At 58.3% G+C, this 26,837-nt stretch carries 17 protein-coding genes and 2 pseudogenes; 5 read left to right on the top strand and 14 right to left on the bottom strand.

Annotation, left to right across the window (positions count from 1 at the left end):
• Positions 1-85 precede the first annotated feature (85 nt).
• Both KI614_RS14435 and KI614_RS14430 read left to right on the top strand, forming a co-directional pair.
• Positions 86-3,055, top strand: a complete 2,970-nt coding sequence (locus KI614_RS14435; RefSeq protein WP_226406480.1) for an ATP-binding protein — start codon at positions 86-88, stop codon at positions 3,053-3,055.
• The gene (locus tag KI614_RS14430) at positions 3,052-5,100 is read left to right on the top strand and encodes a response regulator receiver domain (RefSeq protein WP_226406478.1); all 2,049 of its coding nucleotides are present in this window, start codon (positions 3,052-3,054) and stop codon (positions 5,098-5,100) included. Before KI614_RS14435 ends, KI614_RS14430 begins: the two co-directional genes overlap by 4 nt.
• Positions 5,101-5,134: 34 nt before the next feature.
• On the opposite strand, the pseudogene KI614_RS14425 reads toward KI614_RS14430, so the two are convergent.
• Positions 5,135-5,449 (bottom strand): annotated as a pseudogene (locus KI614_RS14425) (transposase); the annotation flags it as partial.
• Positions 5,450-5,571: 122 nt separating this feature from the next.
• On the opposite strand from KI614_RS14425, the pseudogene KI614_RS14420 reads away from it, so the two are divergent.
• Positions 5,572-6,925: pseudogene (locus tag KI614_RS14420) on the top strand (IS5 family transposase).
• 94 nt (positions 6,926-7,019) lie between these two features.
• On the opposite strand, the gene KI614_RS14415 reads toward KI614_RS14420, so the two are convergent.
• The 4 genes from KI614_RS14415 to KI614_RS14400 form a co-directional block, all read right to left on the bottom strand.
• The gene (locus KI614_RS14415; protein WP_226406476.1) at positions 7,020-7,964 is read right to left on the bottom strand and encodes a VTT domain-containing protein; all 945 of its coding nucleotides are present in this window, start codon (positions 7,962-7,964) and stop codon (positions 7,020-7,022) included.
• 9 nt (positions 7,965-7,973) lie between these two features.
• Entirely contained in the window at positions 7,974-8,522 is a 549-nt protein-coding gene (locus KI614_RS14410) for an NADPH-dependent FMN reductase (RefSeq protein WP_226406474.1), read from the bottom strand.
• Positions 8,523-8,621: 99 nt separating this feature from the next.
• A complete protein-coding gene (ccoG, locus tag KI614_RS14405) occupies positions 8,622-10,028 on the bottom strand; it encodes a cytochrome c oxidase accessory protein CcoG (protein WP_226406472.1) in 1,407 nt (468 codons plus the stop codon).
• Positions 10,029-10,182: 154 nt separating this feature from the next.
• Positions 10,183-10,734, bottom strand: coding sequence for a DUF1439 domain-containing protein (locus KI614_RS14400; RefSeq protein WP_226406469.1), 552 nt, complete (start codon positions 10,732-10,734; stop codon positions 10,183-10,185).
• A gap of 231 nt (positions 10,735-10,965) precedes the next feature.
• Here KI614_RS14400 and KI614_RS14395 point away from each other — a divergent pair, with 231 nt between their 5' ends.
• A complete protein-coding gene (locus tag KI614_RS14395; protein ID WP_226406467.1) occupies positions 10,966-11,271 on the top strand; it encodes an amine oxidase in 306 nt (101 codons plus the stop codon).
• A 118-nt stretch (positions 11,272-11,389) separates the two neighbouring features.
• Positions 11,390-12,298, top strand: coding sequence for a tRNA glutamyl-Q(34) synthetase GluQRS (gene gluQRS, locus KI614_RS14390; protein ID WP_226406465.1), 909 nt, complete (start codon positions 11,390-11,392; stop codon positions 12,296-12,298).
• On the opposite strand, the gene clsB is transcribed toward gluQRS, so the two are convergent.
• The 9 genes from clsB to KI614_RS14345 form a co-directional block, all read right to left on the bottom strand.
• Positions 12,273-13,484 (bottom strand): cardiolipin synthase ClsB, encoded by a 1,212-nt coding sequence (gene clsB, locus KI614_RS14385; protein WP_226406463.1) that lies wholly within the window; start codon positions 13,482-13,484, stop codon positions 12,273-12,275. The genes gluQRS and clsB overlap by 26 nt on opposite strands.
• Positions 13,474-14,163 (bottom strand): endonuclease/exonuclease/phosphatase family protein, encoded by a 690-nt coding sequence (locus tag KI614_RS14380; RefSeq protein ID WP_413464160.1) that lies wholly within the window; start codon positions 14,161-14,163, stop codon positions 13,474-13,476. The genes clsB and KI614_RS14380 overlap by 11 nt, the downstream gene beginning before the upstream one ends.
• Positions 14,164-14,305: 142 nt before the next feature.
• Positions 14,306-15,679, bottom strand: a complete 1,374-nt coding sequence (pelG, locus tag KI614_RS14375; protein WP_226406461.1) for an exopolysaccharide Pel transporter PelG — start codon at positions 15,677-15,679, stop codon at positions 14,306-14,308.
• A 2-nt stretch (positions 15,680-15,681) separates the two neighbouring features.
• Positions 15,682-17,214, bottom strand: a complete 1,533-nt coding sequence (gene pelF, locus KI614_RS14370; RefSeq protein ID WP_226406459.1) for a GT4 family glycosyltransferase PelF — start codon at positions 17,212-17,214, stop codon at positions 15,682-15,684.
• Positions 17,211-18,227 (bottom strand): hypothetical protein, encoded by a 1,017-nt coding sequence (locus KI614_RS14365; RefSeq protein ID WP_226406446.1) that lies wholly within the window; start codon positions 18,225-18,227, stop codon positions 17,211-17,213. Before KI614_RS14365 ends, pelF begins: the two co-directional genes overlap by 4 nt.
• On the bottom strand, positions 18,187-19,626 hold the full coding sequence (locus KI614_RS14360; protein WP_226406444.1) for a PelD GGDEF domain-containing protein: 1,440 nt from the start codon (positions 19,624-19,626) through the stop codon (positions 18,187-18,189). The genes KI614_RS14365 and KI614_RS14360 overlap by 41 nt, the downstream gene beginning before the upstream one ends.
• Before the next feature lie 7 nt (positions 19,627-19,633).
• A complete protein-coding gene (locus tag KI614_RS14355) occupies positions 19,634-20,167 on the bottom strand; it encodes a hypothetical protein (RefSeq protein WP_226406442.1) in 534 nt (177 codons plus the stop codon).
• Between the two features lie 21 nt (positions 20,168-20,188).
• The gene (locus tag KI614_RS14350) at positions 20,189-24,028 is read right to left on the bottom strand and encodes a tetratricopeptide repeat protein (protein ID WP_226406440.1); all 3,840 of its coding nucleotides are present in this window, start codon (positions 24,026-24,028) and stop codon (positions 20,189-20,191) included.
• A complete protein-coding gene (locus tag KI614_RS14345) occupies positions 23,988-26,774 on the bottom strand; it encodes a bifunctional glycoside hydrolase 114/ polysaccharide deacetylase family protein (protein WP_226406438.1) in 2,787 nt (928 codons plus the stop codon). Before KI614_RS14345 ends, KI614_RS14350 begins: the two co-directional genes overlap by 41 nt.
• Positions 26,775-26,837 lie beyond the last annotated feature (63 nt).

Below are 26,837 nucleotides of genomic sequence, written 5' to 3'. Positions count from 1 at the left end.
TCTCGCAACCACATGACAAAGTATTGCGCATGGTAGACTTCCCTGAATCTACAAAAGACTAATGCACAAGTAATCAGGGGTTGCAATGACACAGCTACGAGTCAGGGCGCGCGCTGTCGACATGCTCGGCAGGCAACAAATTGCAGGCATACCAACCGCTATTCACGAATTGTTCAAAAATGCCCACGACGCCTACGCCGATCGCGTTGAAGTCGATTTCTATCGTCGTACCCGGGTTCTGGTTTTACGTGATGATGGCTATGGCATGACTAGGGAAGATCTGGAAAATCGCTGGTTGACAATCGGCACAGAATCACGGGTAAAAGCGAATAGCACGGCAAATACCGATGAGTGGAGAGGCCTCCGGAATCCGCCCAAACGCATCATTATGGGAGAGAAAGGCATTGGACGACTGGCCATCGCCGTCATCGCCCCCGTCACACTACTCATGACCCGTGCCGCCCGCCCAGATGGCCTGCACAACCTGATCGTCACGCTTGTTCACTGGGGGTTATTTGAACAGCCCGGCATTGACATCAGCGCCATCGACATCCCGATTAAGGAAATCCCCGGTGGCACCTTGCCAAGCAATAGCGACATCATTACGCTGGCCAACCACGTTGCAGCCAACCTTGCCAGCCTTCAGCCCGACATTGCACCCGAGGCCTACGACACCCTCTGCCGTGACTTGGATCGGGTGCGCACGATTAGTCCAGACATCCTCGATACCACGCTGAACCGTGACAGAGAAAAACCGCTCTCTCTCAGTGGAGATGGCTACGGTACCCATTTCATTGTCCTGCCAGTTGCCTCTGAACTGGATGACGATATTGATGGTGGCGCAGATAAGGATGCCTCCAAGCTGGAGCGCAATCTGCTGGGCTTTTCCAACTACATGTCTGATCAGCTCCCTGTTATCACGACAGAATTCCGTGACCACAATGGCAGTGAACCGCGTTCACTGATTGGGCCAAATGAATTTTTCTCTAACAACGATTTTGAAAAAACAGACCAATTTTTCGAAGGCACTTTCGACGCGAATGGCCAATTCACCGGCACAGTCAGCATTTATGGAAAATCACGCCCGTTTGTTTGCAACTGGTTGGATGGCCGTGGTCGACAGCCCCGCTGCGGTAGTTTTTACTTTAAATATGGCTATGTTCAGGGGGCGCAAAAAGACTCAAAGCTCAGCTCTGAAAGTTGGATTGATATTACAAAAAAATTAGATCGCTTAGGCGGACTGTACATTTATAGGGACAGCATAAGGATGCTGCCTTATGGCAACAGCGACATTGATTGGCTGGACATCGAAAAAAGACGAACAAAATCAGCTGGCGATTGGTTTTTCTCTTATCGCCGAGGGTTTGGTTACGTAGAAATTTCGCACGAACATAATAGTGCACTTTCTGAAAAAGCAGGCCGAGAAGGCTTCCGCGAAAACCAAGCTTATCGTGATTTCCGATCCATTCTTATTAATTTTTATCAGCAACTAGCTTATGAATTCTTTCGCGAAACATCTCCCCAAGGTGACTTCTGGGATGTGAAAAAAGAGTTGGATTTGCAATCAAAATTACTGGAAAAACAAAGGAAAAAAGCTGAAGGGAGAAGGGGAGAGCTAAAAAAACAGCTAGATGTTTTCTTCAAAAATTACGAGAACAATTTCTTTGAAAATGAAAACAAGAAAGTCAGAAGTTACATTGAAGAAAGCATAGCCAACCTGACAAACATTCACAGCTTGGGCGACTTGGCACTAAAGCTGCGTAATCTAGATGCTGAGGTACGCGCACAATATAGAAAACTGGCTAGTGCCAGCATCATTTTGGCCCCAAAAGGGCTTTCACTTGGGAAGTCACTTGAGCGTGACTGGAATGCTTACCTGAATACATCGGCCACGCTAAAAGCAGAAATACTTGACCCACTGCGCGTGCATATCGACCAGCAGTTACATAATGCTACCGAAGGGCATATTGCCGAAGCCCAGCGCATTGAAAATGCCTTGCAAGATATAGAGAAGGAACGAACCGAGTCTGTAAAAGCATTAAGTAGTCTTCGCCGGGCCGCATTAATGGCTAGCGACAATATGCAGAAAACCTTGCGTATCACGCTACAGGATGAATTTGCCGGGTTACGCGTCAGTATGGAAAATTTGGTGGGTGACTTTACCAAACGCACAGCAGAGAACCCGGCATATCTGGACGAAGTCCGGCACGACATCGAAAACGCCATGAGTGCGCTGAGTGAAGAGGAAGCCTCGTTGCTCGATGCCTTCAGGCGCCAAATGGACGAACTCACCGAAGGTATTACTGCCCGAGAAACACTGGACGATCGTTTCGCCGCACTGGAAAACCGTAATCAGCAACTGGAAGAGCAGCTCGATTTTTATACGGAATTTGCCCAAATGGGCATGGCTGTCGGCATCCTGCAGCATGAATTCGAACGGGCAGCCAACGGTATACGTGTTGCCCTGAATGACCTCAGGCCATGGGCAGATCGAAACCCCCCGTTAGCTCTGATTTATAAACCGCTGCGCACCCATATCGAGCATCTGGATGACTACCTAAAAGCCATTGATCCTCTCGGCCGAAGACTTTACCGCTCAACCGTCACTCTATCCGGCGAGGAAATTTTGTCTGCTGTACGGCGCATATTTTCCCTAACGCTCGAAGAAGCAAAAATAGAACTGGTACCCACCTCAGCTTTTCGAGAGCTCAAGATCGACTGCAAACCCCCCGCCATCATTGGCGCGTTTGTAAACATTATTGATAACGCGATTTACTGGATCGACAGCCGCGCCCAAGGTGAAAGAAAAGTCGTTCTAGATGCTGATGGACAGGACTTGCTGATATCCAATACCGGTCCAGGCATAGAAGAGCGGATGAAAGAACAGATTTTTGACTTTGGGGTAACCAAAAAGCCCGGTGGCCGCGGCATGGGCTTGGCAGTAAGCCGCAACGCCCTACATCGTGAAGGGTTTGAACTGGAACTGGCACAGGCCGGACTGGACACCCACCCTATTTTCCGCATCAGCGCAAAAGAACAAGTGAGCGAAAAATGAATCGTGAAAATGCCATTCAGGTTGAGCCTGTAGCAGCAAATATTGATGATCAGCCCCCTGTTATCGAAAGCTCCCCGGCACAAGCTGGCGACAAAGCAACCCCGTCCGCACCTACCCCTGAAGAGATCTGGCAACAACACTGCATGAACGCAGTAAAAAGCTTTCTAAAAAATGTGGTCATTGTGGACAACGAACCATATACACCACCAGAAAATGCACAACTCAAAACAATCCAGGCGCCACTCGCCATTCCTGTCGATGTGGGCATGGGTGGAGTGCAAGCAGCGGCTGAACTCAGCCAGCCGGTAACCACCCAAACGCAGGGTGATGCGTTAACAGGAGGGGCAGATTTGACTGCTCACCGCCTGGACATCATTGAGATTTCGGACTCATTTGCCGATGCAGGCTTGTCCTGCGCCTTTGTACTGCCAAAAGATACAGATACTGACAGCGATGCCAAGAAGAAGCGGGCGCTTAAAGCGGCCAAAGCTGCTGATGTGCTGATCATCGATTGGCACCTGGAAAAACAATCGCCAGAGTTAACAAAAGAAATTCTGAAAGAACTAGCTGAGCAAGATATAAATGAGGGCAACAGACTACGCTTGATTTGTATTTACACTGGAAACATGGTGACAGTTGAGATATTGAATGAAGCCGTGTCCGCGCTTGGCAGTGGAGGTATTGACCTGAGCAAGGTTGATGGCGAAACCGCAAAGAGTGCAGCATGCCTACTGGCTATCGTCAATAAATATACTGTTCCCAGTAGCGATTTACCAGAAAAAATCATCACCCTGTTTACAAAATTAAACGATGGACTGATTCCATCATTTGCATTGGCATCAGTTGGCGCAATCAGAAAAAATACGCACCACCTTCTAACTCGTTTCGAAAGTGACCTTGATTCAGCTTATATTGCAAACCGCTTGATCACAGATCCACCAGAAGACATAGCAGAGTTGATGCGTGATTTGTTGGTGGCGGAATTTGAGAACTCGCTTAGCTATGACGCCGTTGCGGATGAATACCTAACACCAAAACCTATAGAAAATTGGCTGCAAACAAAAATCAAAACCCCAAACAGCAATAAAGCAGAATCAACAGAGACATCGCATATAAAACTAGAAACCATAAAAACAAAAATCACAAAAAATAGAAAGGAAGTCGCCAGTGCGTTAGATATAAGAAATGAAGATGTTCAAGCAATAGAGCAAGCTATAGGAGCAAAAATTGATAATATCAAAACAAAAGAAAAAAGAGTCGCCATAAAAAAAGAAGGTGACGTTAACATGGAGTTAATAAATCAGTTACTCAAACATGGAATAAACGACAAAGGTGTAAACAAACCAGCTTCTGAGACGCCGCAAATTGATATCCATGAAAGCAACAGAAAACACATCTCTGCCTTTCTTTCTGGCTCAACACAGGAATCAATAAATCGTGAAAATAAATTTTCACGCATGGTTGCATTACGTCGAGAAGCATTTGGCTCACACAAAGCTCCATGGAACACAAGCTGGGTGCCGTCCATTACTACTGGGACAATACTAAAACTTAAGACCATAGAAAAAGACAAAAAAAATGAGAGCGCAGTAGAGCCAAACGGTGAAAATAACGACAATATCAATAGTGCAGATAGTAAAGAAAAATCCACATACTATATTTGCCTAACACCTGCATGCGACACGCTTCGTCTCGAGGAAAAATCAGCATTCTCTTTCATTAAAGCAGAAGAAAATACCAAAAGCTACAACCTGGTTGTAAAAAACGAGGATGGGCTTGACCTGCATTTAAAGTTCAGTACGAAATCACCAGAAATTTTCACATTTAAATTCGCGCCAGACCCTATAAAAAAAAGAGTAATAGGAGAGCGTGTTGATGATGGGAATAATAAATTTAAATTCCCACGATCAGATGTGCAGGAATTTATCTGGATGGGTGAAATGCGCTACAGCCGTGCGGTGAGTGAAATTGCAAAAATTTCCAGCACCTGGATGCGAATCGGCCTGATAGATTCAGAGCATCTTAGAATTGCAGCAAAAGGCTAAATTACTGTATTAACCCGGCAATCCAATAGGTTCATTAGGCAGCATATTGGATTTTCCGATGTCTAAAATAGGACATAACCCGTTTTGGACGATTCTGTATTTTCATCATTGCGCCTCGCACCTTTGATTCCAGTTCATCCCGATTCTTGGCTGGTTTCCCGCCATGGACCAATGCCTTCAAGTCACAGTTCAGATATTCGTCCGGATTGAGTTCTGGAGAATAGGCGGGCAAAAAGAACACCTCAATGTGTTCGGTGTACTTTTTCAGCCAGTCCCGAACCTTGTTGCTGTGATGCACTCGCAGGTTGTCCAGAATCAAAAATACCTTGCGCCCGGCCTCCCGAACCAGTCCGTCCTGAACAACGCTCAACCTCTTGATTTGATGGGCTAATTTCGTCATTTTGCGGACGATAATTTGCCGGAAATGAGATAATAACGCCTTGATTCCTTGCAAATTTTCGTGAGTTTTCGATGCGTCCCAAAGGTAAACATCCCTCGACCGGCGACTTGTTTCAGCAGCCCCTGGCGGAACTGATCAATCTCAAGCACCCGTTGGTGAAATTGGCCGAGTTGATCGACTGGTCACTCTTCGAAACCCGATGGGCGGAGTTCTTTCCCTCCCGTACCGGGCGCCCGGCCAGTTCGCCGCGATTGATCGCGGGGTTGCTCTACCTGCAACACACGTTCGCCTGCTCGGATGCGGATCTGGTCTGGACATGGGTCGAGAACCCTTACTGGCAGCATTTCTGCGGCGAAACCTACTTCCAGCACGAGCCGCCGATTGATCCCTCGTCGATGACGCGCTGGCGCCAGCGGGTCGGTGAAGAAGGTGTTGAGTGGTTGCTGACTGAAACCATTGAAGCCGCCCGCCGGGGCAAGGTGGTCAAGGCAAAGAGTTTCGAGAAAATTATCATCGACACCACGGTGATGGAAAAAGCCGTGGCTTACCCGACCGATAGTCGCCTGCTCGAACGCGGTCGGCAGCATCTGGTGAAACTGGCAGGCGCCCTGGGCATCACCCTGCGCCAGAACTACAACCGCGAAGCACCCAGGCTGGCTGTGCAGGTCGGACGTTACGCCCATGCCAAGCAATTCCGACGCATGGAAGGCCTGCCTGAAATCCTTGCGCACGGTGGTCGGGCGAGTCTGGCGTGACATTGATCGCAAACTGGATCGCCAGGACGAAGTGCAGTGTGCGAAGGCGGCCAGCATCCTGGCCCGTGTCAAACGGCTGCTGGAGCAAAAGCCCAAAGACAAAAACAAGCTCTACAGCCTGCACGCCCCGGAGGTCGAGTGTATTTCCAAAGGCAAGGCGCGCCAGCCGTATGAATTCGGCGTCAAGGTCACTGTCGCCACCACGCACAAGGAAGGTCTGGTGGTCGGCATGCGCAGTTTGCCCGGCAACCCCTACGACGGCCACACGTTGCCGGAAGCCATCGAGCAGGTGAGCATTCTCACCGCGCAGAAACCGAAGGCGGTGTTTGTCGATAAGGGCTATCGGGGCGTCAGTGTCGAGGGTGTGACGATCTGGCGCAGCGGCCAGAAGCGCGGCGTCACCCCGTCCATCCGGAAAGCCATTCATCGACGAAGTGCCGTTGAACCCGCAATTGGGCACATGAAAAACGAAGGCAAGCTGCGTCGGAATTGGCTCAAGGGCAGCCTCGGTGACGCCCTGAATGCCGTGCTTTGCGGTGCCGGTCACAATCTGCGGATGATTCTCAGGGCCATCCGGCTTTTTTACGTCTGGATGTTGTGTTTCTCCATGGCCGACACCAATCGTCGGCAATCAACCTCTCCCGAATTTCGCCGCTTCGCCGTCCTTTGAAATGGGTTATTCAGGACGGACTAATTATTCAGAACAAATCGTTCTCAGATCATCGAACAAAAATACGGATGCCTTTGCACCATCTGGCCGCTGGTTATCCGGCAGATGTGCTTTGCTGTGCTGGCCGGGTTGCCTGTAACCACGCTTCGTAGCCACCTTTGAGCGGTTTGACCGACAGGTAGCCCTGTTTGAGCAGTTGGCGGGCGGCCTGGATGGCGCCGGCATCTTCCGGGCAGGCGCACAGGGTGACGATGGCCTGTTCCTTGGGCCAGTCGCCGACCGCATCACGCAGGAAGTCGTGCTCGCCGACCCGGGCGCCGATGATCGGGCCGGCATCGGCGATCATTGATGCTCCCCGCAGGTCGAGGAGCAGGGGCGGTTGCTCGGTGGCCAGGGCCTGCAGCAATTCGTCCGGTGAAATATGGGGAACGGCGCAGAATTTACGGAAGCGGTATTTCTGCCAGAGTTTCCAGCCCAGCCAGAACGTCAGTGCGAGCAGCAGCAGGATCAGGGCTCTTCCGGCGTGCCGGTCGAGGGTGGCGATGGCGCTTTGGACGGCATCCTGCAACAGCCAGCCGGCGCCCAGTGCCAAGCCTGCCCACAAACCGGCGCCCATGCCGGCGGCCAACAGGAAACCCGGTTGGCTCATGCGCAGTGCGCCGGCAATCGGTGGCGCGACGGTTGAAAAGCCGGGAATGAACTTGGCGACGACCAGCGACGACAGGCCCCAGCGGACGAAGCGAGCTTCCGTTTGGCTGACGCATGATGACGGATTGATCGAGAGCTTGCACAAACCGGCCAGAACCCGGTAGCCGAAGACCCGGCCGGTGCCGTACCAGACCCAGTCAGCCAGCACCGAGGCGACGATGGCTGCTGCCAGGATGGGAACGATGCCTTCCGGTGCGAGAACCAGGCTGCCAGCCAGTAGCAGGGTGGGCACGGCCGGTACCGGCAGGCCGAGTTGCTGCAACAGCACGTTGAAGAAAACAACGGTCATTGCGTCGTTTCTCAGGGCCTGGCTGATTTGTGCCAATTCCATGGATGCCGCTCAGCGACGTGCTGCCTTGATCCGGCCAATCAGGGCCAGCATTTGTTCGGCAACCAGTTGCGTCAGCTTGGCATCGGTCAGGTTGCCTGCGGCATCGAAGCCGCCAGCAAAGGCGTTGGCGAATACTTCCGGTTTGTTCAGCGGCTGCAGATCGAGGAAAACGCAGACTTGGCGCAGGTGATATTGCGCCCGTGACGATCCCATGCCGCCCGCCGCACCCATGATGGCCACCGGCTTGCCGGCGAGCAGGGCATTGTTCGGCTCGCGCGACGCCCAGTCGAGAATGTTTTTCAAGGCAGGGGCCAGCGAATAGTTGTATTCCGTGCTGCCCAGCACCAGGGCGTCGGCGGCTGCGATCTGGGCGAGAACACGGCTGACGGAAGCCGGTTTTTCGGCGATGTCCTGGTTGTAGAACGGGATGTCCGTCAGGTCGGCGATTTCCATCGTGCTATCGGCCGGCAGATTGGCCTGTGCGGCACGCAACAGGCCGCGATTGGTCGATGCCTGGCGCAGGCTGCCGGCAATGCCGAGGATGTTGATCGTGCTCATGGTGCCTTTCCTTTCGCGTCGAGATTCGTAGAGGGGCAATCTAACATCGAATGCGCCAACTGTTCATCGTTCGGCCGGGTTTTCACCGGCCGCTTGGCTTCAAGGCATCCAGAATTTGGTTTTTTCAGTTACCGCGACATGATTGTCGGCGATGTCGGTGACGCTGAAGGAGAGTGGCATCGCACCGGACGGGATCGAGCCGCTTTCAGCCCGGACAATGGCGCTCTGGATCCCGATTTCGCCACCGGCCACGGTGATTTCCTCGTCGCTGCCCAGGCGCAGGTTGTCGTTGCCGCTGATCGTGATGCGGAAACGTCGTGTCTGGTCGCCGGTATTCATGATCTGCAGGCGATAGATGTTCTCGATGCTGCCATCGTCGGCCTCACGCGACAGACTGCTGCGATCCTTCAGGATGTTGACCTTGAGTGGAATGCGGGTGGCCAGCGACCAGGCGGTAGCCAAGGTCAGTGCGGCAAGGATGGCGGCGTAGATGATGACGCGTGGCCGCACGGCGCGGCGCAGGATATCCATCGCCGAATAGTGGCGGGTCACGGCGTTTTCGGTCGAATAGCGGATCAGGCCGCGCGGGTAGTTCATTTTGTCCATCACCTGGTCGCAGGCATCGATACACGCGGCGCAGCCGATGCATTCGTTTTGCAGACCGTTGCGGATGTCGATGCCGGTCGGGCAAACCTGGACGCAGATGCCGCAATCGACGCAGTCACCCAGTCCTTGCGCCTTGGAATCGGCATTTTTGGCCCGTGGACCGCGCGATTCGCCACGCTTGGCGTCGTAGGCGATGATCAGCGTGTCGGGGTCGAACATGACGAACTGGAAACGGGCGTAGGGGCAGATCTGGCGGCACATCTGGTCGCGCAGGAAACCGGCGTTGCCGTAGGTGGCGAAGGCGTAGAAAACAACCCAGAAGGCTGACCAGGCGCCCGGCGAGAGTGAGACCAGATCGTTGATCAGTTCGTGGATCGGCATGAAATAACCGACGAAGGTGATGCCCGTCCACAGTGAAAACAGGATCCAGACCGAGTGCTTGGCCGTCTTGATGCCCAGTTTTCTGGCTGACCAGGGTTCGGCATCGAGTTTCATGCGTTTCGGGCGCTCGCCTTCGATCACCTTTTCGAACCACAGGAAAATTTCGGTATAGACGGTTTGCGGGCAACTGTAGCCGCACCATAGTCGGCCGGCGACGGCGGTGAACAGGAAGAGCGCCAGCGCGCCGAGAATCATCAGCAGGACGAGATAAATGGTGTCCTGCGGCCACAGGACGAGATCGAAAAAGTAGAACTTGCGCGCATCGATATCGAACAAAACCGCCTGTCGACCGTGCCAGGGCAGCCAGCACAGGCCGTAGAAAACGATCTGTGTCAGCCAGACGAAAATCCAGCGCCAGGTGGTGAACGGGCCGCTGATCGAACGTGGGTAAACCTTGTTGTCCGGATCGGTAATGGCTTTGATGTTGATCGTTTTTCTGGGCGCTGAAGGCTGGGACATGACGATTCCGGACGGTGCTGCGCAGGTGGCGTATGCGGCAGCTGGGCAAAAGGATGCGGGTGAAACGGGGGGCGATGCTATCAACCCCCCTGGCCTTAGGCAATCGGTAAAAAGTCTATTCGCCGATCAACGCCCGGCCGGGTGAGCCGGGCATTCAGAATGGAGCGAGCGTGGCGACGACGCGGCCTGGTTCGATGCGGACTGATTTGAGCAGCCAGCGGGCCGCAATTTCTTCCGGCTTGCCATCTTCACGCAGGACGTAGACCGGTTTGTTGCGGAAATAGTTGCTGATGAAAGCGTTGATGGCCTGTTTGGCCATTGGTTCGCTGTCCCTCGACAGCGCCGGGGACTGAATTGAATGGGCGACCGGGTTTTCCAGGAAAAATGCCTTGCGTTTGTCGTCGTAGCGAATGCCGGCGGTGCCGGCCACATCGACGCCGATGGCCGGGCTGCCCAGCAGGCTGATGTTCAGCCGCGCCGTCACACCGGCCAGGCCGGCCGGTTCGCCCAGCGTTACTTGCGGCGGGGCAGGCAGGGCAACACTGACCAGTCCGCCGTAGTTTTTCTCGCTGCTGCTCGTTTTGGCGAGTGCTTCCTGTACTTCCTGCGTCGAAAAGGAAATTTCCCGCTCCATGAAACCGGCGGCCCAAAGCAGCGGGCTGACGGTCATCAGGCAGCAAAAAACAAGCTTAAATCGGTGGTGCATGGCATTCCTCGAATCGATGGGGCGTGCTGCGGTCAACGCGGCGGCTGGACGATAAATCGTAACGTACAAGTCAGGCTTCGGAGAAACCGTGCGGCAGCCGGGTCACAAATCGATACAGTGAATTACACAACTGATGACATCGGGGCCGTCTGCCAGCGCGTTATTCGCAACAAGGCGCTGCAATATCGCAGCACCGGACAAAGTACCGATTCAACCTCAAGGAGATTCAAAATGTTCAAGACTGTCATCGCTCTCGCTGTTGCCGCTGGTTTTGCTTCTGCTTCCTTTGCCCAGCCGGCCCCAGCCCCTACTGCCGCCCCGGCTGCCAAGGTTGTCGCTCCGGTCGCTGCGGCGGCCGAAAAGAAGGTTGAAGCACCGAAAGCGGTTGAGCCGGCCAAGGTGGTCGAGGCGCCGAAGACCGAGCCGGTCAAGCAAGATGCCGCCAAACCGGTCAAGCACGTGAAGCATGCCAAAGCGGCCGTCAAGGCTGAACCCGCCGCTGCTCCGGCGCCTGCCGCCGCCCCGGCTGGCAAGTAAATCTACGCCGGTCCGCAATCCCGCCAGGAGCGATCCCGGCGGGATTTTTTTTGCCTCTGGTCTGTGCCGGCGTATTTGCTGGCTGCCGCAATCGGGTAATTTGTCCGAAAATGGCGGCATGAATCAGCTATATCGCGGGCGCTTTGCGCCATCACCGACCGGGCCGCTCCATGCCGGCTCATTGGTTGCGGCCGTCGGCAGTTATCTCGATGCCCGTTCGCAGCACGGCGAGTGGTTGCTGCGGATGGAAGATGTCGACACCCCGCGTAACGTGTCGGGGGCGGCCGATGACATCCTGCGCACACTGGAAGCCTTCGGCTTTTGCTGGGATGGTCCGGTGTTGTGGCAGAGCACGCGCAGCGAAGCTTATGCCGAGGCGCTGGCGCAACTCAGGTCGGCCGGGCTGGCGTATGGCTGTGCCTGTTCGCGCAAGGAAATCGCCGACTCGGCCAGCCGTCCGGCGATTGATGGTGGCCTGGCTTATCCCGGCACCTGCCGTGTCGGCTTGCCGGCAGGTCGTCAGGCGCGGGCGTGGCGTCTGCGGGTCGATGGCGATCTGGGTTTTGTCGATCGCTTGCAGGGGCATCTCAGCCAGCAACTGGAAAACGATGTCGGCGACTTCGTTTTGCTGCGGGCCGATGGTTTGTTTGCCTATCAACTGGCCGTCACGGTCGACGATGAATTTCAGGGAATTTCCGATATCGTGCGCGGCGCCGACCTGCTGGCGTCGACGCCGCGTCAGATCTGGCTGCAGCGTTGTCTTGGCTATCGCCAGCCGCGTTACGCGCATTTGCCGGTGGTGAGTAATGCTGCCGGAGAGAAGTTGTCGAAACAGACGCTGGCGCCGGCGCTCGATGCCGGCCGGCCGGTGCCGCAACTGGTGGCGGCCCTGCGTTTTCTCGGCCAGGCCGTGCCGCCCGGCCTGGAGCATGCCCGGCTGGATGAATGCTGGGCCTGGGCGATAGCGCACTGGCAGTTTTCGGCTATTCCTTCCGGACGCGTTATTCCGGGAGCTTCTCCGGCGTGATGCCGGGCATTTCCTCGTCGGCTTGCCAGTGTTTCGGACCGTAGCCGGTCAAACCGACCAATGCCCGGACCAGCCCGTAGCTTAGCCAGCGCAGCAATCGAACCGGCCAGCCGTGTTCGCTTAACTCGTCGGCCCGCATTTCGCGGGCACCTTGTGCGATGGCATCGAGGATGCTGCGGCGCAGGGTTCGGGCGAAATCACGGTCGCGCACTACCAGATTGGCTTCCTTGGCCAGCAGCAGGCTGAAGGGATCGATGTTCGACGAGCCGACAGTGGCCCACTCGCCATCGATCACGGCCACCTTGGCGTGCATGAAGCTTTTTTCGTATTCGAAAACCCGGATGCCGTTGCTCAGTGCCACGGTGTACAGCGCCTGGGCGGCAAAACGCAGCATCGGGTGATCGGTCTTGCCCTGCAGCAGGATGGTGATCCGGACGCCGCGTTTGGCCGCCGCTTGCAGGGCGCGACCGAAACGTACGCCGGGCAGGAAATAGGCGTTGGCGATCAGGATCTCGTCGCGGGCCTCGGCAATCGCATCAAGATAGGCGTGCAGGATGTCGTTGCGGTGGCGAAGGTTGTCGCGAATCAGGAACGCAGCCGTTTGATTGCCCGTCGCCTCGACGGGGGAAGGTCGGCCTGGCTTGAGCCGGAAGCGTCGCTTGAAATTGACCCAGCTGACGATTTCCCAGATACGGCGCGCGGCGTGCAGTGCTTGCTGCACGACGGGGCCATCGACCTGCACGGCGTAGTCGTAGCGCGGGCACATGTCGGGCGGTGCGTTGTCGTCATCGACAATGTTGATGCCGCCGACGAACAGGGTGCGTCCGTCAATCACGGCCAGTTTGCGATGCAGTCGCCGCAGACGATGGCGGCGCAGATGGAAGGTGCTGATTTCGGGCCGGAAGAGCATCGCCCGGACCCCGGCCGCCGTCAGAGTCGGCAGGAAATCGTCGGCGAAATTCCGGCCGCCGAAGCCGTCGACCGTGACATTGACCGTGACACCGCGCCTGGCTGCCTGGCACAGTGCGTGGCAGACGCGCTGGCCGACCGGGTCATTGGCGTAGATGTAGCTTTCGAGAAAAATCTCGTCGCGCGCGGCATCGATTGCCGCAAGCAGCGCCGGGAAATATTCCCGGCCTGAATTGAGTAGCGTGATCCGGTTACCCGGCAGGAAGTCAGGCGCCATGCCGGCCGAGGCATGCCGACAGTGCGGCGTGGTCCGAAATCGCCGACCACGGCTGGCCGTGATGGACTTCGGTGCTGATGATGTTGAAGCCGCGCACGTAAATCCGGTCGAGCCGGAACATCGGCATGGCTGCCGGGAAGCTGCGTACCGGCCGGCCGTCCCGCTGGCTGAACACTTCGATCAGGCCCAGCCGGGCGGCCAGTTGCTGACCGGCCTTGTTGCTCCAGTCGTTGAAATCGCCGGCAATGATGATCGGTGCCGTCGGGTCGGCCATCCGGTCGAGGTAATCGGCCAGGGCATGCATCTGGCGGCGGCGCGAATGGCCGAAAAGCGAGAGATGGACGCAGACACAATGCGCGGCGGGGCCTTCGGGCAGCGCAATCCGGCAATGCAGCAGGCCGCGCTTTTCGAACTGCAGATGCGTGACGTCCTGATTGTGCGAATCGAGAATCGGGAAGCGCGACAAAATGGCGTTGCCATGGTGGCCGTGGTCGTAAATCATGTTGCGACCGTAGGCCGAGGCCTGCCACACCTCGTCGGCCAGGAATTCGTGCTGCGGTGCACTCGGCCAGTTGTGGTGATTTTCGGCATGGCCGAGATGCAGCCCCTGCACTTCCTGCAAGAAGACAATGTCCGGATTCAAATGACGCAGGCGGTCACGCAGTTCGTGCACCATCATGCGCCGGTTGAACTGCGAGAATCCCTTGTGGATATTGAACGTGGTGACGTGAAGGCTGGGAACTGTCAGAAACTGGCCTCTCGAAGCTGCCTTGGTCGCCCGGCTGGGCAACCTGTTCCCCTAGCTTACCAAGGCTGTCCGGCTATTGCAGCATGAACGTTTCGTATTCCAGCCGGTTGAGACTGCGTGACAGCAGATAAAGCCCGGTGATCAGCGTGATCAGGACGGCCAGCGTAAACCCGTAGCCGTAAAGTGCCGCGCCCCAATACAGGGTCAGGGCGGTCAGGGCGATGTTCAGAATGACGAATTCGGCACAGAGAAACAAGACGATGCGTCGCTGATCGAGGTAAAAGAAGACGTTGAGTACCGCCATCAGCCCGACTTGCAGGCCGGCGCCGATGACCTGGACGTAAAGCAGCGGCAGGTACAGTTCGCTGATGTCCAGGCTGTGCAGCAAGGCCGGGCCGGCTACGAAAGTGGCGAGTACTGCCAGGGTCTGGATCTTGCCGATTTCGCTCAGTCCTTGCTGGATCGAATAAACCATTTCATCGCGCATGTTCTCGATGAATTCGAGTGAGCCGCCGCTGCGAACGGCGTTGTAGAACTTGTCGTAGAACTCGACGAAATCGGTTTCGATGCGCACAAGGAAGACCGCCATGCCGGGAATGATCGAGAGATAGGACAGGAAAACCGGCAGGTCGTAGATCAGCGAGGCGCGCAAGCCGCCGATGATTGGGTCCGAGGTGCCGGGGAAATACCAGAACATGAATTTGTCGACCCAGACGCCGAGGTTGTAGAGCAGGCCGACGGCCATCAGGCTGGGGTAGATTTTGTCGCGGTCGGCGAAATCGAAACTGATCAGGCGTTCGCGTGGCAGAAAGTCGCGGGCGGTGAGCAGCCACATGCCGGCAACCAGCACGAAATGGCCGATGACGAATCCGCCGAGCAGGCCTTCCAGCCCGTAGCGCCGGAGAATCAGCGAAAGCCCGACAATAATCGAGTAAGCAATGCCAAACAGGATGACGATGGCGTGGTAACGCTTCATCCCCGAGAGAAAGACAGTCATCACCCAGACGGCGCACATCAGGACGAAACCGGCCAGCATCAATAGCCGGTAAAGCAGGCCCAGACCGGGGAAAACCAGGAACAGGCAGAGGCTGCCGAGGGCGCCGGAAACCAGTACGACGACGAGCAGCAAGCCGTTGAGATTGGGCATGATCCAGTCGTTGCGTTTCTCGAAAAGGCGATCCGAGACGAAGCGGGTAAAGGCGAGCTGGACAAGACCGGTGACGACCAGGCTGACGGCCACGAGGTAGGTGACCGAAGTCTGGAACTGGGTGATCAAGACGGATGGGGTGACGAAGCTGGCACTGATCAGGCCGACCAGCAGGATGCCGAGAATCGAAAAAACCCAGGGGCCGGAGCCAATGATCCCGGCGTAGGTGTAGGCCTCGACCAGGCCGAGCAGGGTGTTCTTGCGCAGCAGGCGACGTAATTCGAAACCGATCCCGGCCATGCTCAGCGCCCTTCCGTCGCGGCGGCCAGCGCCTGTTCGTAAACATCCCGGTAATGGCCGAACATCAAGGTGTCGGTGTAATAGCGTTCGACCCGTGCGATGCCGGCCCGGCTGGCGGCTTGCCATTGTTCCGGTGCGCGCAGCAGGGCAATCGCCGCATCGGCCAGGGCCTGCGGATCGGCAATGCTGACGACTGCGCCCGAAACGCCGAGCGCCTTGTCTTCCGGAGCGAGGCCCTCGATCAACTGGCGGCAGGAGCCAACGTCGGTCGATATGGTCGGCACACCCGCCGCGTAGCCTTCGAGAATGACCAGCGGCAAGGCTTCGCTGATCGACGAGAGGATGGTCAGGCCGATCTTGGGCATCAGGTCGTCAATTTTCTGGAAACCGAGAAATTTGACGTTGTTTTCCAGGCCGAGACTGCGTACCAGATTACGGCATTCTTCGGCGTAGGCCGGGTCTTCATCTTCCGGGCCGGCAATCCAGCCTTCGGCCTGCGGCAGGTGATTGACGACGCGGCGCATGGCCCGGATGAAGGTTTTGATGTCCTTGATCGGGACGACCCGGCCGATCAGGCAGAGCACCTGCGGCACTTCGCTCGGGCGGAGGGCGCGTAGCGGGGCAAAACGCTGGAGACTGATGCCGTTCGGAATGTTGAATGTACGGTCGTCGACCGCGCCATCTGCCACCTGGCGTAGCCGGTTCTGTTCGTAGAGGGCGATGATCGGGTCGGCGGCGTCGTAGCAGAAGCGGCCCAGCCATTCGAAAAAATGGATCCACATCTGGCGGAAGTAGGACAGTTCGGTCGGGTCGCGCTGGAAGACGTTGCGGTTGTCGCGGATCCACTCGCTCTTGAACAGGTCGATCTTGCGTTCCTTGGTGTAGATGCCGTGTTCCGAGAGGATCAGCGGGGTACCGCGCGTCTGGCGGATCAGCGCGCCGAGGAAGCCGGCATAGCCGGTCGATACGGTATGCAGGGCCTTGACCTTGAGCAGGCCGTGGGCAATCCGGGAAAGCTTCCAGAGTGGGGCGTGCATGATGCGCACCGTCCAGAAGAAATCGACGAACGAAGGATCGGTACAGAATTTGCGGTAGCGCTCGCAGACGATCTCCCAGGCGCGTTCGCTGTGCAGAAAATCCTCGAGCGTCAGCTTGCCGCCCGGCATCATGGCATGGGCGACATCGCGGAAGGCGGCCATGGCTTCGCCATGCGGCGTGCCGGGGACGAACTTTTCATGCAGTCTGGCGGCCTGGGCAAACGCCTCGGCGTCGCCGGTGCGTGGCGAAGGCTTTTCGTGCGAGGCAATGTCGTCGTAGAGAAAGTGTTCCTCGAAGTGCACGACATTGGCCGGGAGTTCATATTTGAACCCTTTGTAATCCTCACGCCGGCTGCCGAGGAAAATCAGGGCGAAACGATATTCCGGATACGCCCGGATGATCTGGTTGACCCAGCTTGAGACGCCGCCGCTGACGTAAGGAAACGTGCCTTCCAGCAAGAGGGCGATATCGGCTTCTTCAGCCGTCGGGTAAGTCATTTGCTATTCCAGTATTCAATGATCGGGCGCAGTCTGGGCAGGGCTGACCAGTCGCCTAGTTCGGCCATCAGGGTGCGCGTGCCGGCAAAGTTGCCCTGATCGAAACGCAGCTCGGCCAGGTAGGGCAAGACGCGGGTCGATGGCAGGCCGAGCTTGAGCGCCTTGAGATACGCCGCTTCGGCTTTTTCCGGTTGGCCCAGATCGTGCAGCAGGCGTCCCTGACGCAGGTTCAGGGCCGGATTGTCGGGTTCGTGATCAAGCACGATCTGGCAGTAGCGCGAGGATTCGGACAGGGCATGGATGCGCAAGTCACCCTGTACCAGTTCCTGGTAGATCAACTCCCAATACAGATCGGACAGGCGCCGGGCTGCGGCTTGTGCCTGAGCGCCACTCTCCTGGTCGTTGTCGGCGTTTGTCGCCTCGGCCCAGTGTTTCAGCTCCTCGTCGATCGCCTGGTTGATCCGCTTTTCCTGATTGTCCAGCATGCCATAGGCCAGCAAGCGGATGTCTTCGCTCGGGTCGGCCAGCACGTCGCGCAACAAGGGCGAGGCCACGCGGCCGGAAACATATTGCAGGGCGACCAGGGCGCCGAGCCGCGAGGCCATCGGGGCGCGCGTGTTGCCGAGAAAAGAGCGCAGACCGGATTGCCGGAAGCCGCCGGTGCTGTGCTGATGCGGATCGAATTCGGGCAGTTGCAGGGATTCGAATGGCCTGTTCAGCTCCTTGGGGCGATAGGTGCGCAGGATGACAATGCCGATCAGCACGCCGACAAAGCCGAAAACCGGGATGGCGTAGCTGCAGCCGGCCATCAGCAGGAGGACCGGGCGACGTGGGCGAGCCAGTGCCGGCGGCAGGAACAGAATGCCGAAGCTGGCGAGCATCAGGCTGGCGGCACCGTGAAAGACCAGGTACCAGAGCAACACGCTGTCGCTGTGGCTGGTCAGCAGCGCACCGCCGCTCCAGGCGCTCAGCTCAAGCGTGAGGGCGTAGAGGCCGAGTTTGTGCTGAAGCATGGGCGATTTCGTTTAAACGTTGCAGCAGGGCGAGCGGTGGATCGGTGTCGAGCGGCAGGATGTGGCCGAAGATGCCGAGCTCGGCGAGGGTCTGGCCGCTTTTTTGATGGGCCCACATTTCCAGGCGACTGAGATAGCCTTCGGCCGCCGATTGTCCGGAGAGCGGCATCAGTGTGGCCAGGATGCTGCGGTCGACGTCCTGAATCAGCCAGTTTTCATCAAGCGCACGTTTCTGGCGCTGGATTTGTTGTGCGACATCCGGCATGCCCGGGCGCGACTGGATTTCCAGTGCAACGACGACGCTGCTGACTTGCGAACTTTGACGAATGTGCCAAAGGCGTTGCAGTTCGAAGGCAAACTCTGGCGGGCAGTCCGGTTCTTTGCGGCGAATCTGGGCGGCCAGTGCATGCATCGACAGGCTGTCGGCGTAGTAGCCGAGCAGCAGGTTGATGGTTTGCAGCGTTTCATCCTGCAGTGAAAAAAACGGCATTTGTTCGACGAGCAGCAGGCCGAAACATTCACCGTCGAGGTTGTTCAGGGGCGCAGCGATCAGGTAGCGGCTCGATTGTTCGCTCTGGTTGAGCGACTGGGCAATGTGGCACAGGTGGCCGGTCTGCATGGCATGCTCGATCAGCGGATCGTCGGCCTGTAGCGGCGAGGTGTTGCCCAGCGTGGCAATCGCTGTTGTTTGCAGGCGTTCGTCGACCAGGTAGTGCAGCGCGGCCACCTCCAACTGGCAGTACTGGGCCAACAGCCTGAGCAGGGCTGATGCACCGGCCGAGTCGGAGTCCATCTGCTCGGTGGCGATATGGTTGCGCATGGCGCCAAGCGCATCGCGCATCGCCATCGGGCGGCTGATCAAGTCTTGCTCCAGACGGTCGTGCGAGAGGCGTAGCAGGTAGTACTGGTGGGTCAGGAACTCAAGCCGCTGGTCGAGATAGCGTTGAATGGCTTCGGCTCGACGGGCGCGGGCCAGCCACAAGCTGGAGAATTCGCCGATGACCATGACCAGGATCAGTCCGCCGAGGAAAAACAGCTTGGGGAATTCGGCCGGGTGAACCAGATTCAGTGCCAGCCATACCAGGAGCAGCATCGCTGCGCCGCCAATGCCGGTCAGCGGGCCGTAGCGCAAGGCCAGGACGACAGGGGCGAACCAGGCCCAGGGGAAACTGGCATGGACCCACAGCGGGTCGTCCGGATTCAGCCAGAGCCCGAGGCTGACGGCGATCAACGGAAGCAGGATGGTTTCGCCGACAATGGCCCAAGGGTGAGTGACGGGCGAGGTCAACTGACCGAACACGCTCCATTGCGGCGTGCCGGGATCGAGCGCCGAGCTTTGCCCGGTTGCTTCGGTCATTGTGCCGGCCTGGCTCGGCGCCTTGAGATCAAGTAAGCCCATGGCTGGCTCAGCGGGCGCCGGACAGGCCGCTGCCGAGCAGGCTGCGGATCAGTTGCTGGGCGACGGCGGAGAGGGCTTCACGGCTCCAGCCGCTTTTGCCGCCGGAACCGCTCCACAGTGTATCGCCACTGCCGACATCAATGATTTGCAGGGCGACACCGGCAGCCGGTTCGCCATCGACCCCGACTTTGTAGCGCCATTCGTCGACCGCGCCGGCCAACGCGTAGCGTGCGCCTTGCTGGCGCGCCCAGGCCAGGGCTTCTTCCTGCTGGCGGCGTTCGCCGGCATCGAACAGCGCTTCTTGCTGCAGGTTGCTTGGGTAGCGCTTGACCTTGCTGATCCCGTTGCTGTGCAGGATCGCTTCGGCAATTGCCTCGGCACGCTGGCCGGCCAGCGGCGTTTCGGTGTGATTGGCAAAGGGCAGGACCACCCAGTTGGCCTGGCGTTCGAGCGCCGGGGGTGGGCTGCGGTCAAGCGTCGAGCAGGCGCTGGCCAACAGGGTCAGTGCGGCAAGGAGCAGGGTGCGGAATGTGCTGGTCATATCGGGCTTCCGGTCAAAGTGTCAGTAATGCATGCGGTAATTGAAATTCAGGTCACGCGTCAGGCCGCCGGTTTGCGGCCCGCCGCGTGCTTGTCCCCAGGTCAGGCTGAAATGGTCGGCGCCGAGCAGGCTGCCGGCCAGGCCCAGGCGGACGTCATAGCCGGGGCCCAGTTCGCTGTGCCAGGTTCGGCTCAAGCTGGCGTAAGGCCGGATGGCGCGAGTGTATTCCCGCTCGTAGCGCATGTCTGTCGACAGGCGCAGGCCGTAGAAATTGAAATTTTCCGGCAGGAAGAAATCCGGGCGCAGTTCGCCGAGATTGGCAATGCTGGCCGGGAGGAGCGGGAGTAGTGCGGCGTCGCTGTAGCTGTCTTCGCGGCTGAAGCGGTGGGCTGACCAGAAAGCGCTGAGTTCGAGATCGCGGCTTTCCTGGCGCAGTGCGTGGGCGAAGACGAGGGAGGTGTGCTGCCCGCGACCAATCGCCGAGCCGGTTTGCAGGGCGTAGCGTTCGCTGAATTGTTCCAGGCTGAACCGGTCGAGGCGGCTGAGTTGATAATTCAGTCCGGCAGAAAAGCGGTCTTTCATCCCGGCGATACGTAGCGCGGTACTGTCCTGGCTGGGCAGGTTTTGTCCCAGTCCGATACGCAGCGACAGGCGATCGTCGATGCGATGTTCGTATTCGATTTGCCGCGGCTGGTAGTTGCTCAGGCTGTGACGATCTTCGGCCAGCAGCGAGAATTGTTCGCCCCTTTCCTGCCAGTTCATGCGCAGGCTGGTGAAGCGCTCATCGGGCACGTTGCGGATCACGGCTTCATCGACTTTCTGGCGCTGGATGCGTCCGATTTGAAGATCGAGCGAAAGTCGGGGAGTCAGGGCCAGGTGCCATTCGGCGCTGGCTTGTGCTTCGCTGAAAGCGCCCAGGTCACGGCTGGCCAGCGCGCCGCCGGCGTGATCGCTGAAAGCGAGCAGCGATTCGGTCAATTGCATGTGCAAGGGATCGTCGTCGCTTTGCTGGTCTTGCGTGTCGAATGCGTCGCTCTGGGCGCTGCGCAGGTCACCAATCCGGCGGGCGGCGTTGATCCGGTCATAGCGCGGCAGGCGCTCGCCGGCCTCGTCCAGCATCTGGCCGAGGGCTGCGCCGTCATCATGGGCCAGCGCGACCGAGATTTCAGCCCACAGCGGCCGGTTCGCCGGCTTGCTCAGGCTGCGTGAATATTGTTGCCAGAGATGGCCGCGTTCGGCGTTGTACTCGCCGGCATTCTGCAACCAGCCGAGAATGCTTTCGACGGCTGCGTTCGAGTAGTTTTGTTCGGCTCCGCGGTCGAGGCGGAGCAACTCGCGCAGCGCATCGAGCCCGGTGTCGCCGTCGCGCTGGGTGATCAGCAAGCGGGCGCGGGCGAGCCGGCGGGTGGCGTCGACCTGGTCATTGTCCAGCCATGTCCGACGGGTTGAAATTGCCTTGTTTCTGGCGTCGACCGCGCCATTTGCCGCGGGCTGCGCGGCTTGCCATTCCTGGCTGAGCAGATGGCGGCGCAGGCGCCAGGCGCGGTCGGTTTGCTGGTTCTGGTCGAGCGCGTCGGCATAATTCATCAGCCAGAGAAAATCATCCTGGTGCGCTGCGAGGCGGGGCGTCAGATAGCGCTCCAGGGCCACTTTCGGGCGCGACAAGGCGAGATAGGCCGCAGCCAGCGCGTCGTGCAGCGAACTCTCCGTCCGCAATTCGCTTTCGCGGCTGGCCAGCAGCCGGCGTAGTGCGGGCGCGTCGTTGCTGTCGATCAGGAGCCACAGCATGCTTTGCTGGATATCGCGTACGCCGGGGGCTAGCTGCAGGGCGGCAGAAAGCTCTTTGCGCGCCAGTTCGAGCTGGCCGCTGTTTTGGTGGTAAAGCGCCGAGAGGCGCAAGAAGTCGGGTTGTTTGCGCAAAGTCGCCAGTGCGTTCCGTGTTGCATTCGGGGCCGGATCGAGCTGTTTCAGCAAAGCCCCCATTGCCGCCCATTGCTGTTGTCCGGCATACAGATTGAGTGCCTGCAGCAGTGCTGCTGGCCGGCCGAAACGCTGCCAACCGAGGACGGCCACCTTGGCCGCTTCCAGCGGGTAGCTTTCGGCCAGCAATTGGCGGAGTGTGTCGAAGTCGCCTTCTTCGGCATCCGGACCTGCGGTCAGCTTTGTATAGGCATCGACGGCGAGCCCTTCGCGTTGTTCGAATTCGGCCAGTCGAGCCAGTAGTTGCCAGAATTCCCGATTCAGTCCGGCGTCGGCGCCATCCTGCGTGCGGGCCTTGTCGAGCCAGTCGATAGCCTGTCGGTAGTGGCCGAGGAGTGTCGCCTGAATGGCGGCCCGCAAGGCCCGCTGGGCAGTGATCTGCTGAGGCTTGCCGAGCAGGCGTTGCCAGGTTTCCAGCGAGGCCTTGGGGTCGCCTGCCCGCTCGTACAGATCAGCCTGCATTTCGAGGGCAAACGGTGAGTCGTGCTGGCGGTTCAGTTGAGCCAGGAAAGCGATTGCTTTTTTCGGCTCGCCCTGACGTTCCCAGGCGGCCACGATTTCACGCAGCAGCTTCGCGTCCGAGGGGCGGCGGGCAAGTTCGTATTGCAGGCCGGCGACCAGGGCTTCGTCGTTGAACAGCCCCGGCGCAAGACGCAGGACGGCTTGCCAGGCATCGTCGCGCTGGGTCTGGCGGGCAAGATGCAGCCAGTTGTCGAGCGCCATGGCCGGGCGCTGTGTCCATTCGGCGACCCGGGCCAGGCGCTCACGCCAGAGCAGGTTTTCCGGGACCTGACGAACGGCGGATGCCGCAACTTTCCAGGCATCGTCCAGTTTTCTGTTTTCGAGAAAAACCTCGTAGCCCAGGGTGTAGGTTTTGTCGTCGAACGGAATTTGCGGCCCTTGCCGTTCCGGATTGTCCGTGCTGCGGTCTACCGGCCGAAAAGCCGCTTTTTGTGGCAGGGCGCCACCGTGCTCGGCGGCCAGGCGTATTTGTTCGAGCTGGCGCAAAAGGCTCAAGCGCAGCAGCTTGCGTACGTAACGGTCGGCAATGTCCGGGCGGCCGGCGGCGCGCGCCAGGTTGGTCAGGTAGAACAGCGTTTCGCTGTCATCGGCCAGCTCGCCGATGTCGCGTTCGGCAACAAACAGGGCATCGCTCAACTGGTTGCCCGATTGCAAGGTGGCGAGTGCGCTCAGAAAGCAGCGTTTTGCCTGGGCCGCATTGGTCGTCTTTTTTCGGGCCAGCAAGTACAGCTCGGCGCTGCCCCGGTAATTGCCATTGGCCAAGGCGCTACGGGCTGCATCGATCAGGGTGTTGGCGGTGGCGACGGAGTTTGTGCTGCGCCGAGCCAGTTGGTCGAACAGGGCGATGCCGGCCGTGCTTTCTCCGAAGGTAAAGGCTTTGCCGGCGATTTCAACCAGCCGCTCGTCGGGCCAGTTTTCGTTGGCCAGGGCCTTGAGTTGTCGGGCCAGTTCCTTGCGACGTGCGTTGCGCTGGTCCTGCTGCACCTCGGCGGTATATTCCTGTTCGCCGGCCAGCCAGAGCAGCCACAGGGCTTCGCGATGCAGCTCGGGATCGCCGGCGTTGAGCGCCGGACGCAAGGTCTCGCGCAAGGCCTTCAGGTTGCCTCGTGCCAAATCCTGCCGGGCGAGCAGGAGGCGAAGCTTGGGGTTGTTGGGGTCGGTCCGCAGCAGGTTGAGCAGGTAATCGCGGCTCAGTTCGCTGTCCGGCGCCTGGCTGACCCGCTCGACCAGATTCTTTTGCGGATAGATGATGATCAGGGCGAGCGCGATCAGCCCGCCGAGCAGGAGCAGCAGCCAGAGTGGCGCGAGATAGGGGCGGTCAGGGCGCTGCGCAGCTAATTTCGATCTTGGCAGCAGCATCTTTGAGCCGGAAGCGGGAGACAGGAATGGTCGCCAGGGTTTCTGTGCGGTCTGGCGTGACGGATTTCCCGTTGATTTCAATACGGCAGGCCGTGACATTGGCCAGTCGGAAGTCGAGTGCTTGATGGGCGTTCAGTTGAAAACTCAGGCGCAGTTTCCCTGGGCCGGGTGTTTTTTGCCAGTGACTGATCCGGCCATTGGCATCGAATAAATAAGGCTGTTTGTCCGGCGTGTTGCGACTGGCGAACCAGGCTGAACTGTCCGTCAGATGAAGGTAGTTGCCATCGCGGCCAGGCGTGTGGCCGGCGACGCCTTGTGCTGCTGCCATGTCGGGAAACATGTCCGTCGGCAGGCGCAGCGTGCGCAAGCGGCCATCGCCCCGAACCCGCCAGCCCTGTGCCTCACGGGCGACGGCCAGGGTATGGAAATCCTGGACTTTGGCGATGTATTCGGAGGCAAAAACCGGGTGCAACAACTGTGTCTGCGTCCAGGCAAATGCGCGATGCAAGGCTTTGACGCCGGCCGGCTTGCTGGCTGAATAGGTGTGATAGTAGATATTGACCGGCTTCAGGCGACGCGGACTTTCGGTCATCTCGAAACTTTCGGTCACCCGCTCGAAACCATAGTAGGGGCCGCGCCAGAGATTGGTGTAGATGTTTTCGTTGGTGATCGGTGCGTAGACCTGCAGATAACCATTTTTCTGGATGCCAAGGGCGCCGACAGCGGTCAGTGACGGATTGCTCCGGGTGATCGAAGTGTCGCCGCCATTCATGTTGAGGAAACCCGAGCGTTCGGTAATTTCCAGTGCGTCTGCGCCGGGGGCGGTATCGCCGGACCAGAGCAGGATGCGTACCGGCTTGTCCGGTGGTGCCAGGCGCTGGCGGATGTAGTTCATCGAGCCGACGATTTCCCGGTTAAGGTCGAATCGGTAGCCGGGTACATTCAGATGGTAGTACTCCTCCTTGCCATCCTTGAATATGCCGTGCTTGACGCTGTGGTCCCAGAGAAACGGGTGGGCAAATGTGTGGCTGGCGATCTCGACGTGGGGCAGCCGGAACATGCGCCGGGCAATGTCTTCCAGTTGTGGGCTTTGCTTCGGATGCAGCCCTTCGGGCGAGACTTCCGATTCGATGACCGAGACCGTGGTCGGAATGCGATATTTTTCCAGAATTTCCTTGAGCAAAACCTCTGCGGCCGGCGGGCTGCCCGGGAATTCGGCCAGCGATGGAAAACCGTCGCCGTCGATGTGCGAGAAAAATAGGCGTCGGCCATTTTCCGTAGTGACATCCGGCGCCGGTAAAGCTGGCAGGTGCAGGCTTTCCTGCAAGAAACGGAAGGGGTCGATGACCCAGCGTGCCTGTTCGGTGCCAGGAACTTCGATCAGGGCGAACGGATCGAGAATGAAACCACCCCAGCGAGTCAGTGCGCCGCCTGTGAAAATTTGCTGTTTGGCATCTTGCAGTTCGATCAATGCTTCAGCCTGCTTGTCGGCCAGGCGGATGGGGGGCAGTCCGGTTCGATTGGGCAAGGGCTTTGCCTCGAAACCAAGCATCGGGTGCTGGCGGACAATGCCGAGCGTGCCTGAGACGCTTCCTGATTGCAGTTTCAGGCCAAGACGGCTGGCAAGCGACGGCTCGACAGGAAAACCGAAATCTCCAATGATGGCCAGCCTCAAGCCAGCATCGATGCGGTTGAGCAGCCAGCGGGACAGGGCTCGACCTTGGGTGTCTGGGAGCTGTCCGGATATCCAGGTGACTATGCCGGCGTAGCGATCTGGCCGAATCTGCTCAGGCAGTGGCTTGCGAGCATCGACATAGTCGACGATGTAGCCAAGATGGTTGATTGGCATTTGCAGGAAGCGATGCGCATTGGCGTAGTTAAGCGCTGGTGACTCGGCACTGTCGTAAATCATCGCAATGCGGCGTGGAACGGCTTCGATTGCGCCAATCCCGACACTTTCAAGGTTGCTGTCGGTCACCCAGGGAATAAACCCGAGCGCCTTGATGCGTTCGGCTGTTTCGCGGCTAAGCGCACGGTCGTGGGGGGCGACGTAGTCGATGGCCAGAATGTCCAGGCCGTCGCGCTGGCGAATGGTCTGCAATTGCGTCAGCAACCACTCCCGGTCGGCCGCCTTGACTGGTTCGTAACGCTGGTTGGAGGCATTCCAGCCCTGAAAAATCGACTCGGCAGCGACCATGCGGATTTTGTCGCGGACTTTCGGCACGATCTCGAAACCCCGGTTCAGAATCAGTTGTATGCCCGGAAAGCGTTTGTGCAATGTTTCGATAACCCGAACCAGGCCGGCCTGCTGGGCGGCTTCATCGAACTTTCTGGCCAATCGGTAAGAGTCGAGCGTGTCGAGGAAGAATCCGCGATAGCCTCGCGCCCAGAGCGGGGCAACCACCTGTTCGGCAAAGAACTCGGGCCATTCGGTTGGTGTCTGGTCAATGACGACCGAGTTCCAGTCACCGTTCCGGGCCATTTTCCAGGTTTCAGGGATGGCCTTGTAGTAGGGCCGGCTGGCCTGGACTTCGGCGACCGAAACGTAGGCGTACAAGGCGCTGTCCGGGCGAGCGTAGCGCTTCGGGTCATGTCCGTGATCCGGTTCGACAACGACAATGTCAAAGGCGCGAAAATCGCTGAGCGGCGCTTGTTGACCGTAGTAAAGCGCGACAGCCGGCGTGGCTTCGGCGCATACGGCAGCCGTCAGCGTGGCAAAAAACAGAAGGATACGAGCGAGAAACAAGTTGCGAGGGCTTTATGACAATAGGGTATTAAACCGTAAAAATGCTGTGTCGGCAATGCTCTC

Source organism: Dechloromonas denitrificans, assembly GCF_020510665.1.
Lineage (GTDB): Bacteria > Pseudomonadota > Gammaproteobacteria > Burkholderiales > Rhodocyclaceae > Azonexus > Azonexus denitrificans_B.
Note: the sequence above shows the minus strand (reverse complement) of the source record. Positions and strands in the feature narration are given on the sequence as shown.